Origin of the sequence: Methylomonas koyamae (assembly GCF_006483455.1) — a bacterium.
In the GTDB taxonomy this organism is placed as follows: Bacteria; Pseudomonadota; Gammaproteobacteria; order Methylococcales; family Methylomonadaceae; genus Methylomonas; species Methylomonas koyamae_B.
Map to the genome: position 1 here is coordinate 97,730 of NZ_PPPU01000018.1, position 12,254 is coordinate 109,983.

Consider the following 12,254-nt stretch of genomic DNA (forward strand, 5'->3'; position numbering starts at 1 on the left):
TTTCTCAAGACTGATTATCTGAATCTAATTTGGTTTGTTGCCATCGCTTGAAATAACCGAATATCAAACCGCTGGAGTGGGTGAAATTCATCAGTTTTCTAATGTTAATCTCCCGGCTTTTTAATGCGGACGTTAGCCAAATCGAAAATAACTTGATTGTTTTAAAAATTAAAAAAGGAGGTATGCCGAAATAACTGCGCGGGAATTCGGTTGTTTGGTTATACGCGTTCTTGTATCCCGATACAAAATGTAGTTTTAAAAAATATCGGCGTTTTAATCGCCACGCTTCCACTGAATGAAGTACGACCATATCCGGACGATATCGAATCCGGCAGTCTGCGGCTAGTAAAGCATCAAACATGATGACGTCTTCTCCGCCACCAACCGCCTTTCCGACCCGATCGTAGCGTTTGTCAAACCGCAGATGTGGATTGTCGCGAAAAAGGCGCATGTTGTAAGCGATATTTGCCGTCCAAAGCGGAGTTTGCTTGTCACTGATCCAAAACGGCTCATCCCCATAATCAGTCTCAGCCAGAAAGCCCAACAATTCGTCTCTTAGCCATTCAGGCCGGTTTAGGTCGGCGAAGTCGACAACGACTCTTCCGCCGGCGCAGTCTGCGCCCTCATTGACGATGGCATCGTAAGCGGCTTCGAGCAAACCGGGTTGTGGAATCTCGTCGTCATCGATGAATACCAGTATATCCGAGTCGATCGCCTCATTCAGACAACGGTTCCTGGCTGCAACTATACCGGGTTCCGGTTCGGTCACCCAGCGTAACCGGATTCCGGGTAGCGCGGACAATTCCTCTAACACCTCAGTCGTTTGGTCGGAACTGTTATTGTTTACTACCAATATCTCGAATGGCGCCGGGCAGGTTTGCGAGCGGATTGCTGATAGCAATTTAGCTAACCTGCCCGCCCTGTTATACGTGCAAAATGCGTACGTGACTGTTTTGGCAGGTTGAAGATGGTTCATGTTTCTGATGATGGATAGAGACCGATTCTGTTTAAAAACGGATTTGCGTTTCCGTCAATGTATTGAAAATAAATGGCAAAGTGTAGCGTCATGCTGGCGAGCGCTACGCTGAAGTCAAGCGTATGATCCGGCTGTAAGGTGCGCAGCCGCATAACATTGTAGACAAAACAAACGTTTCGATGGATTGGCGTTGGCTAATGTGCTGCTGCGTAGGCGTATTTAGATGCACAATGCGAGTTTGATGCGCGCAGCTTTACTGGATTCAGCCGGCTGATAGCGATGTCACAATAAAAAACCCGCGAAACCATGCGGTTTGCGGGTTTTTAAAGGGTCTGATCCGTGGTCGGATCAAAGTTTGGCGGAGAAAGAGGGATTCGAACCCTCGATACGTTTCCGTATACACACTTTCCAGGCGTGCGCCTTCGACCGCTCGGCCATCTCTCCAAAATCTCGGTCAGTCATGGCGTGCTAATGTAGTACGTTGGCATGCAGCTTGCTGACTTAAGCTCAATAGAATAATTCATACGGCGGGCAATTGCAATCGAGGAGTGTGTTCCTGTCACTGCCGGGTTGCCGGCGTTACGAGATTCGGTCTGGACTCAGCGTTGACGAGAGGCTCCCAATTGCGGTGCGGCGGAACATTGGCTAACCTTGTTTTGTAATTATGTCGCTTAAAGATCAGCGGTATATCGCTTCGCATTGACTTCCTTACTGCTCATGATCGATACCAATCCCGATAAGCCCCGAATTTTGATTGTCGACGATGTTCACGAAAATCTGCACACGCTACTGAATATTCTGCGTGGAAAATATGCGATCCAAGCGGCGACCAGTGGCAGTAAAGCTCTGGAGATCGCCGGCCACGTGCCGCCGCCAGATTTGATATTGCTGGACATCATGATGCCGGAAATGGACGGTTACGAAGTGTTGCGACGCCTGCGGAGCCAACCGGGTACCGCTGGCATTCCGGTGATTTTCGTGACGGCCGCCGCCGAAGCCCAGGAAGCAGGCCGCGGGTTCGCGCTCGGTGCCGTGGATTACGTGACTAAGCCGGTAGTGCCGGAAATCTTGATGGCCCGGGTTGAAGTACACTTGGAGCTGGCCGCCTATCGGAAACGTTATGGGCGACTATAATTAGGGAATTTTAGCCCACAACATCCCCCACGCCGATTACACCAATGAGCAGAGACGACTGTGCAGTGCCTAGCGCTAGGCCCACCATTTTGGTTGTAGACGATTTACCCGAAAACATCCACGGTCTCCTCGAAGCGTTGAAAGACGACTACAGTATTCTGGTTGCGACCGACGGCCCCAAAGCGGTGGAGTTGGCACAAGGGCCGACGCCGCCGGATCTGGTACTACTGGACGTCAAAATGCCCGGAATGGACGGCTACGAAGTGTGCAAGTGGCTGAAAAGCAGTCCCAAGACCTGCAACATTCCGATCCTGTTCGTGACGATCGTCGACGCATCCGGCGAAAAAATTCGCGGTTTTTCGTTGGGTGCCGCCGATTTCATCACCAAGCCGTTCGATATCGACGAGGTCCGCGCCAGAGTCAAAACCCACCTCGAACTCGGCCGTCTGCGCAAGGTGTTGGAAGGCCGCGTCGAGCGGCTAAACGAATACAAGCACGCCGCTGACGTCTCCAATATCGTTTCCAGAACCGATCCGCAAGGCGTGATCACTTACGTCAATGATGCCTTCGTCGAAACCTACGGCTACTCGCGCGAGGAGTTGATCGGCAAAACTCACCGGGTGATCGCCGACCCGAGTACGCCTCCCGGCTTGATTCGCGAGTTATGGAGCACCATCCTGTCCGGCGCCATATGGCGCGGTACTTTTTGCAATTTAAGCAAATCGGGTGAGGAGGTTTACGTCAACAACACCATCGTGCCGATTCTGAATGCCGACGGCAGCATTCGCGAATTCATCTCGACCAGCGTTAATGTCACCTACCTGATCAAGCAGGAAGAGCTGATCCGGCAGCAGACCACCGATGCGTTGACCGGCTTGCCGAACCGGGTCAAGCTCATGCAGGATTTGGGCAAGGCCTCCAGCCGGGCGATGCTCGGCATGATTAACATCGACCAGTTCAAAGCGATTAACGATTTCTACGGTTTGTGCAACGGCGACAAAGTCTTGCTCGAAATTGGCGCCCGCTTGCAAAAAATGACGGCGGGGCGTGCCTCGGCCTACCGGATCGGCGGCGATTTATTCGCCCTGTTTTCCGAAAAGCAGGGCGACGCGGCCGGCTTCGAAAGCTTGATTGCCACCATACTTAATCAGTTGGAATCGGTGGCCGTCGATTGCGGCGACGACAAAATCAATATCCGCGTCACAGCCGGCATCTGTTTCGGTCGGGACAACACTTACACTCATGCCGCTTTGGCCTTGGAGCGGGCGCGGATAGAGCGGCGCGATTATTTGGTCTACACCGACCAGATGGAAATCAAATCGCATTACAAAGACAACATCCGCTGGAGCCAGAAGATCCGGCGCGCGTTGACCGACGGCCGCATCGTGCCGTTTTTTCAACCGATTGTCGATAATGTCAGCGGACAGGTCTGCAAGCACGAGGCCTTGATGCGGATGATAGACGAGGACGGCGAGGTTATCGCGCCGACCTTTTTGCGGGCGGCCAAACTGTCCAGGCAATATGCGGCGTTGACCAAAGCAATCTTCGAACAGGCCGTAGCCATTTTGGACAAGTGCAGCGGCGAGGTCGCAATCAACTTGACGGTGGAAGACATTCTGGACAGTAACACCGTGGCCTTCATCGACCAAAAACTGTCGCAACCCGGTGTCGGTCCGCGGATTGTATTGGAAATTACCGAAACCGAGGGTATCGAAAACTACGAAGAAATACGCCTGTTCGTCGACCGGATGAAAACCTACGGCTGTAAATTCGCAATCGACGACTTCGGCAGCGGCTACTCCAATTTCGTGCACTTGCTGCGCTTGAAAATCGACTATTTGAAAATAGATGGCTCGATCATCATGAGTATCATCGACGATCCGGATTCGGAAACCATTGCTCAAGTTATCGTCGATGCGGCGCGCCGTTTAGGCATGCGTACCGTGGCCGAATACGTCGGCAGCGCCGACATTCAACTCAAGGCCAAGCAGCTCGGTTTCGATTTTTCCCAGGGCTATTACTTGGGCAAACCGCTGCCCAAGCCCCTATCGGCGCAAGATGCCGATTAAACCGCAAACTCTCGGGGCCTGAACGGCGGCTGCGGGCACTCAAACCGGAACAAGGAATGCATCGAAAAACGCCCCGGTTAACCATCGCACTAGCCTGTTACGGGCTGATCGCTTCGACGGCCAGCCGTGCCGACGTCAGCGCGGCCATGATTCGCGGCCAAGTGCTGTCCGGCGCTGGCATTAGCCCGGCCGGCGCTCAAATCATCGTCACCAGCTTGCAACGCGGTTTCTCGACCCGCACCTTTTCCCGCGATGACGGCTCCTATGTGCTGATGGCGTTAAAACCCGGCCGTTACCGGCTTTCGGTGCAGGCACCGGATGGACGGCAGACCTCACAGGAGTTGACCTTACAGGTCGGCCAGACCGCCTTACTCGACATTTCGCTCGATCCGGAAAGCGCAGCTGCCGCCGGCAATCCGGCCGAACAGAATTCGTCGGAACTGGCGACTTATCTGACGCCGGAGCAAATGCAGCGTTTGCCGCAAGTCAACCGCAATTTCCTGAATTACGCCGACCTGGCCCCCGGCGTCAATGTCGTCAACGGCGAGGACGGCGCCACCCGGTTGCAGAGCGGCGGACAGCGGCCGGACAGCGTCAACCTGTTCATCGACGGCGTCAGCCAGAAAAACTACGTGGTGCGAGGCGGCGTGGCCGGCCAGGATTCCAGTAAGGGCAACGTGTTTCCGGAATCGGCCGTGGCCGAATACAAGGTAATCAGTCAGAACTATAAAGCCGAGTTCGACCAAGTCGCCGCCGCAGCGGTCTCGGTTCAAACCAAATCCGGCGGCAATAGGTTTCAGGGAGAGGCCTTTTACGACCATACCAACCAGGATTTACGGGCCGCCACCCCCAGCGAACAGCTTACCGGCAAGCGCGATACCGAACAGGCGCAGTATGGCGTGACCTTGAGCGGACCTATCGTCAAGGACGTGGCGCATTACTTCATGGCTTACGAGCGCAAGGTCAACGACGATTTCGCCAACGTTGCCGCAGGGGACGGCGGCCCGGTTCCGGCCGCCTATCAGCCCTTGTTGGGCGAATTCAACCGGCCGTTCGAACAAGATCTGTTTTTCGGGAAATTGGATTGGGCGATCGGTACCCGGCATTTGATCGAAGCCACATTCAAATTCCGCGACGAGACCGAGTCGTTGGGAATCGGCGGCATCAATACGCAGCCTTATGCGCTGGAAAAAGGCAACAGCGAGAAACGCCTGGATTTCAAATACCAGTACCGGGCCGAACATTGGGTCAACGAAGCCCGTTTTACCTACGAAGACGCCAATTGGCAGCAAACGCCGGCGGAAAACTCGCCGGGCATAGTGCTGCAACGCTTAGACGGCAGCCTGCTGGCAAATACCTTGTCCAGCCGCGCCGTGCTGAATGCCGGCGGCTCCACCAACTATCAGCAGAAGGGCCAGATCGGACCAGGCTTGCAAGACGATTTGACCTTTAGCAACTTACACTGGTACGGCGACCACGTCGCCAAACTCGGCGTCAAACTGAAACAGATCGAACTCAGCGCGCTGGAACGCGATCCGTATCACCCGCAGTTCAGTTTTAACCTGAACAACCCGGCCGGCAATCCTTACCGGGTGCGCTGGGCGTCGGCGCTGGCCGGCGCCGGCGACGGCAGTACTGCCAGCGACGTTACCCAGTTCGGGGTTTATTTGCAGGACGACTGGCAGGTCGACAAGCATTTGAGTTTGAATTTGGGCCTGCGCTGGGACTACGAGTACAACCCGGGTTATCTGAATTTCGTGACGCCGGCCGACGTCGCCGGTGCGTTGCGCAACTGGAGCAACATTGCGAAAGCCAACGCCGGTTACGACATCGAAAATTTCATCAGCAGCGGCGACAACCGCAGCGCGGACAGCAACAATTTCGCGCCGCGCCTGGGTTTTGCCTACGACTTGCTGGCCGACCAGCGCCACATTGTGTTCGGCGGCTTTGCCAGGGCCTACGACCGCAATATTTACGACGTTTTGCAACTGGAACAGACCAAAGGCACTTATCCCGGCTACAGCGTCAATTTTCTGGGCGACCCGAACTACGATTGCGCGGCGGCGGCGGACTGCATTCCCTGGAACCCTGCGTATCTGAATTACTCGCCGGCACAGTTGACGGCGCTGACCGGCGCCGTTCCGGGGACCAGCCGCGAAATCAATTTAGTCCGCAACAACCTGAAAACCCCGTTCTCCGACCAATTCAGCCTGGGCATGCGTAACCGGATCGGCGACTGGTTCGCCGAAATCGCGTTCTCGCACGTGGTCAGCTACAACGGTCTGGTCGGGCTGTTGGGCGGTCGCAATGCCGACGGCAGCTTTTTCGCGCCGGGATCGGCTTTCGGCGGCACTTTTCAGGCATTGCCGGGCTTCGGCCAAGTGATATTGTTCGATAACGGGGTGCAGACCAAAACCAATTCGATCTTTCTGAAAGCCGAAAAGCCCTACCGCAAGGACAGCGGCTGGGGCATGACCTTTGCCTATACCTTTACCGATTCGGAAGAGAATAAACCGCAGTCCTTTGTCGACAACAGCAGTTATCTGTTCGAGTATCCCAATACCCACGGCATCGGCTGGCTGGACACTGCCGGGGTGCGCAAACATAAAATCGTCGCCAGCGGCAGTGTGGATTTGCCGTGGGATTTGATATTCTCCACCAAGTTAACCTTGGCCACCCCCGAGACCCGTTCCGGCATCAATTGCACCGGCGGCGGTTGCCGATTCGATACTTTCACGCCGCGCGGCGAGGACTTTATTTTTCCGGGCAATTGGTGGGGCTACCGCCAGGTCGATGTGGCGTTGATCAAAAGTTTCGATACCCCGCGCGACACCCGGATGAAGTTGCGACTGGACGTTTTGAATCTGTTCGATTTCAAAAACTATGCGGCGTTTAACTCGGATTTCGCTTCGGCCAATTTCGGCTCGCCGCTGGGTACCTTGGCCGGCCCCGGCTTAACGCTGAAACTGACTGCGCGGTTGGAGTTTTGATGTCCGGTTTCGCTTCGATAACTGCGCGATACGGCAGCCGGGCGGCGCGAGTGTTGGGTTTGGCACTCGGCTTCGCCACCCTGACCGGCTTTGCCGACGAATTGGCCGAGGTCCGGACCAAGGCAAATTACCTGTATAACTTCACCAAGTTTGTCGAGTGGCCGGCATCGGCCGGCGATGCGTTGCATATTTGCGTGGTCGGTTCGGAAGCGGTCGTCAATGTCTTGAGCGATTTGGCCAGCCGCGATACCAAAGGCCGCCTGCTGCAAATCTGGTCGGGAGTCGACGATCCGCACGTGTGCCAGATCTTGTACGTCGAGCGCACGGTTGCGGAATTGCCGGCACTGATGCGCGAGGTTGGCGGCAATCCGGTGTTGACGGTCAGCGATGCCGACGGTTTTGCGGAGCGAGGCGGTGCCATCGGTTTTTACCATGAGAACGGGCAAGTCAAGCTCAGCGTCAATCCGGATGCTGCCCAAAAAGCCCAATTGAAAATCAACGCTATGCTGATGGAAATAGCCCGTATTGTCCGCTGATGAGCGCGAGAATCTTGCCATGACCGATATCAAACGCGATATGAACATCAAGACCAAATTGGTGCTAATCATGTTGGCTACCAGTTGCGTGGCGTTAGTGCTGGCCGGAGCCGGCTTCATCGCTTACGAACATATCCGCGTCAAATCCGATATGGACCGCGATATACAATCCCTGGCACGGATTGTCGCCAACCGCAGCACGGTGGCGCTGACTTTCAACGACAGCGCTGTCGCCTCCGGCACCCTGGCCGCGCTCAGCGTAAAAAGCAGCATTGTCTCCGCCTGCATTTACGATCAGAGCGATCATTTGTTTGCCGAATACCGTCGCGACGAGGCGTGCCCGCCGCTGTATCCGGGGCTGCTGGGCGACGACGGCGTCGTGGTATACGACCGCTACAGCAATGTCGGCGAAGACATCGTCTGGGACGGCCGGACGCTCGGTAAAGTCTGGATCAAAGCCAGCCTGGACGAACTGATCGGCTTGTGGCGCAAGTTTCTATTGGCGGCTGCGGCGATCATCGCTTTGTCGGCGACCATCGCCCTGATACTGGCGTCCCGCTTGCAACGGGTGGTTTCGGAACCGTTGATGCGACTGAAAAAAACGGTCGAAACCATCAACAGCGAAAAAAACTATACGCTGCGTGCGGCGGTGGACAGCGACGACGAATTCGGTGCCTTGAACCGCGCATTCAACACCATGATCGCCACCATCGAGGCGCGCGACCGGGAGCTACTGGCCGCCAACCGCCAGTTGGCCGACAACGAAAAACAACTGGCCGGTATCAACGAAGCGCTGGAAGAACGGGTCGCGGCGCGCACCGCCGAACTGGCCGACACCAACGCCAAATTGGCGCACAACAGCGTGATGCTGGCCACGGTCCTGGACAGCATGTCGCAGGGACTGATCGCGTTCGATGCCGATCTGAAATTACTGGTATGGAATAGCAAACTCAGCGAAGTGCGCGGTTATCCGGCGGCGATGTTGCAGGCCGGGCGGGACTACGCCGAGTTTGTCCGCTTCGATTCGGCGGACGCAGCCTTGCGCTTCGAAAATCCCGACGGCGCCTTGGGCGAGTTTTTCCATGAGGTCAGGCACTTCCGGCCGCACCGCTTCACCGGTACCCGGCTGGACGGCCGGGTGATCGAAATTGCCGGCGGTCCGATAGCGGACGGCGGCTTTGTCAGTACCTACGAAGACGTCACCTTGCGAATCCAGGCAGAGGCCGCGTTGAAGGAGGCCCGCGACGCCGCCGAATCGGCGACTCAAACCAAAAGCCAGTTTCTGGCCAACATGTCGCACGAGATCCGCACCCCGATGAATGGCGTCCTGGGCATGCTGCATTTGGCGCTACAAACCGATTTGAATGCGTCGCAACGCAATTATTTAGCCAAGGCGCATAGCTCGGCTCGGGCGCTGTTGGGCATTTTGAACGACATTCTGGACTTCTCGAAGATCGAGGCCGGCAAGATGGTGCTGGAATGTATCGAATTCCGCTTCGATAGTGTGGTGGAGCAACTGGCCGACATGATCGGTTATCAAGCCGGCCTGAAAGGCATCGAGTTTTTGATTCGGCACGACCCGCAAATCCCGCCGGTGCTGGTTGGCGACCCGTTGCGCTTTGGTCAGATTTTGACCAACCTCTGCGGCAATGCCCTGAAATTCACCGACGCCGGCGAATTGGAATTGGCGTTTTACTGTACGGCCAAGACCGAAGAAACCCTAGACTTGCGGATTTCGGTGCGCGATACCGGCATCGGCATGTCTGCCGCCGACAAAGACAAACTATTCAAGGAGTTTACCCAAGCCGACCAAGGCACCAGCCGCCGTTTTGGCGGCACCGGCCTGGGTTTGGCTATTTGCAAAACCCTGGTGGAAATGATGCACGGCCGGATTTGGATCGAACATTCGGAGCCGGGCCGAGGCACCACCTTCTGTTTTACCGTGCGAATGGGCGTGGCCGGCGAAACGCTGGCCCGCCAGCAGGCAATGGAACGCAGCATCGGTGCATTGTTGGCGGACGTCCGGGTCTTGGTCGTCGACGACAATGCCGCCTCCCGCGAAATCATCTCCGACATGCTGCGGCCGTTTCATTTGCGGATCGATTGCGCCGCCAGCGCCGCTGCCGCGCTGAATCGGATCCATCAAGCCGGCGCCGAACCTTACGACGTGGTATTGATGGACTGGAAAATGCCCGGCATGAACGGCGACGAAGCCATCCGCCGGATTCGGTCGGATACCGATTTGGCTCAGCAACCGAAAGTGATCATGGTCACAGCCTACGGCAGCGAAGACGTGATGCATGCCGCCGGCCGCGCCGGTATCGACGGCTTTTTGGTCAAGCCGGTATCGCCGTCATCGCTGCTGGACGCGATTTTATCGGCATTGGGCCGCGGCCGGGTGCAAGCCATGGCCGACAAGTTCAAACAGCTTGGAACCGGGGCCGCCGGCGATGCCCGTCAGTTGCAGGGCATTCGCCTGCTGTTGGTCGAAGACAACGAAATCAACCGCGAATTCGCCTCGGAATTGTTGCGCAGCCACGCCATGCAAGTCGATGAAGCGGTGAACGGGGAAGAGGCGGTGATCATGGTGCAGCAGCAGAACTACGATGCGGTATTGATGGACATTCAGATGCCGGTGCTGGACGGCTTGCAGGCCAGCCGCCGAATTCGGGATCTGGCGGAATTGACCGGAGACCGGCGTTACGCCAAAGTCCCTATCATTGCAATGACAGCCCATGCGATGGCGCGCGATGTGGAAAAAAGCTTGGAGGCCGGAATGAACGACCACATAACCAAACCGATCGACCCGGAGCGGCTGCTGTCTGCGCTGGCAACCTGGGTGGAGTTGCCGCAACGCGTCGCCGTCGGCAGCGAAATTCCGGCAGCGGAACTCCCGGCCGATTTGGCGGCCTTGGCGGCAGTAGACGCTGCCCAGGGCATACGCCGCATCGGCGGTAACGCCGACGCCTATCGTAAACAACTACATCGTTTTGCCGCGCACTATTCCGGTACGGTAGCCGAAATTCGCGGCCTGATCGACGCCGACCAATTGAAAGCCGCCGAAGAACGTTGTCACGCCCTGAAAGGCGTCAGCGGCAATCTGGCCGCAGCGGCCTTGTTCGACGCGGCCGCCGAAATCGACAAGCAATTGAAACAACACCAGCGCCCAGACTTGGCAGAACTGCAACGCATGGAAACCTTGCTGGCCGATTTGCTGGCGGAAATTGCCAAGCTCGCGGCAACCGGCACTGCCGGCCCGGTGGCGGACAGCTGCGCAGCCACACCGCCGGCCGATGTTGCTGCGGTATTGGAAAAGCTGGCGCACGCCTTGGAACACGATCTGGGCGCAGCGGAAGATTTGATGGAACAACTACGCCGCAGCCTGACCGACAACCGCTACCGCGATGCGGTCGCCGAAATCGGCAATAAACTGGACCGATTCGCAATCGACGACGCCCAAATCCAATTGGCCGAATTGCGCCTGCTGATAGGGCAGGGCTAGCCGTCTATTCCGCTGGGGTAGGCAAGATGAAACCGTGTCGCCGAAATCGCTAGCCCGCTTGCAGGTTTGCATCCCCTTTAAATCGAAATGTTTCAATGAGGCCCCGGCGGGAGGCCGGGGAATGCTGCCTGCCAACTGACCGGGATTTCGCGCTTCATCAAGTCCTGCAAACACGGCGTGGTGATGTAGACGTTGCCCATCACTACGACTTGGGAAACATCCACCAGCCGCGCGGTCTGGACTTTCTCGTCGTCGATGCTGATCTCCAGTTCCTCGCCTTTTTTGCCGATCTTGGCTTTGTAGGCCTGCACGTAAACCGGCAGCGCTTCGTCGCGCATCACCGCCAGCGGCCGGGGCTCCAAGTCGGCGTGGCGCAGGTAATTGACTTCGTCCGGCAAACAAATACCTACCAGCGAGCAACCGGAGCATTTCGGGCTGTCCCGCAGCGGATCGGGAATGTGGCCACCGGCGGCGATCAGGCGCAGGCCGTTGATGGCGTTGGCGGTGAGTTGCTGCAGTTCGTCGTCGAACACCACCCGCACCCGTTCCCGGCTTTGCACGTAATACAGCGCGCCTTCCTCGCAGACGTAGCCGTGTTCGCGCAACACCATGGCCTGCACGCAGAGTTGCACCCGCTCCGGGTCGTAAGCGCCGCGCGCCACATGCGGACGCTTGCCGCGTTTGTAATCGATCGGTGTGACCACGCCGTCCTCGGCTTCGATCAAGTCCAGTTTGGCGATCAAACCCAAACGATTGGACGACAGCGTGATCGAACGACCGTGCAGTTTTTCGGTGTCGTCCAGTTCGTCGGCTTCCGGAAAACTTTTGGACGGCTTGTCCACCCGGCGGTGGGCATGGTCGCCTTCCACGGTGTCCGCCGACGCCGCCCACTCGCCCTGCACCCACTCCAGATAGGCCAAACGCGGGCAGTACTGGTATTCGTTGATCATCCGCGCTGGCAGCAACGGCATGTCGCCGGACAATTCCGGGAAGGGCAGCGGTAGTTCCAGTTGGACAGGCGGGCGTTCGTTGTCAGTCATTTTGTAA

7 protein-coding genes and 1 tRNA gene are annotated in these 12,254 nt (G+C 56.9%); 5 read left to right on the forward strand and 3 right to left on the reverse strand.

The window, feature by feature from the left end:
• Positions 1-4: 4 nt before the first annotated feature.
• Both C2U68_RS11405 and C2U68_RS11410 read right to left on the reverse strand, forming a co-directional pair.
• Positions 5-976 (reverse strand): glycosyltransferase, encoded by a 972-nt coding sequence (locus C2U68_RS11405; RefSeq protein WP_140912612.1) that lies wholly within the window; start codon positions 974-976, stop codon positions 5-7.
• A 356-nt stretch (positions 977-1,332) separates the two neighbouring features.
• A tRNA-Ser gene (locus tag C2U68_RS11410) sits at positions 1,333-1,420 on the reverse strand.
• Between the two features lie 273 nt (positions 1,421-1,693).
• On the opposite strand from C2U68_RS11410, the gene C2U68_RS11415 reads away from it, so the two are divergent.
• From C2U68_RS11415 to C2U68_RS11435, 5 genes are read left to right on the forward strand one after another with little or no spacing between them, the layout of a single operon-like run.
• Positions 1,694-2,110, forward strand: a complete 417-nt coding sequence (locus C2U68_RS11415) for a response regulator (RefSeq protein ID WP_140912613.1) — start codon at positions 1,694-1,696, stop codon at positions 2,108-2,110.
• A gap of 44 nt (positions 2,111-2,154) precedes the next feature.
• A complete protein-coding gene (locus C2U68_RS11420; protein WP_140912614.1) occupies positions 2,155-4,179 on the forward strand; it encodes an EAL domain-containing protein in 2,025 nt (674 codons plus the stop codon).
• Positions 4,180-4,235: 56 nt separating this feature from the next.
• Positions 4,236-7,169, forward strand: coding sequence for a TonB-dependent receptor (locus C2U68_RS11425; protein ID WP_140912615.1), 2,934 nt, complete (start codon positions 4,236-4,238; stop codon positions 7,167-7,169).
• On the forward strand, positions 7,169-7,705 hold the full coding sequence (locus C2U68_RS11430; protein WP_140912616.1) for a YfiR family protein: 537 nt from the start codon (positions 7,169-7,171) through the stop codon (positions 7,703-7,705). Before C2U68_RS11425 ends, C2U68_RS11430 begins: the two co-directional genes overlap by 1 nt.
• A gap of 19 nt (positions 7,706-7,724) precedes the next feature.
• The gene (locus C2U68_RS11435; RefSeq protein WP_140912617.1) at positions 7,725-11,207 is read left to right on the forward strand and encodes a response regulator; all 3,483 of its coding nucleotides are present in this window, start codon (positions 7,725-7,727) and stop codon (positions 11,205-11,207) included.
• A 92-nt stretch (positions 11,208-11,299) separates the two neighbouring features.
• Here C2U68_RS11435 and cas4 read toward each other — a convergent pair whose 3' ends face one another.
• Positions 11,300-12,247 carry a CRISPR-associated protein Cas4 gene (gene cas4 / locus C2U68_RS11440; RefSeq protein ID WP_260839321.1) on the reverse strand — a complete coding sequence of 316 codons (948 nt, stop codon included), beginning with the start codon at positions 12,245-12,247 and terminating at the stop codon, positions 11,300-11,302.
• Between the last annotated feature and the right edge of the window lie 7 nt (positions 12,248-12,254).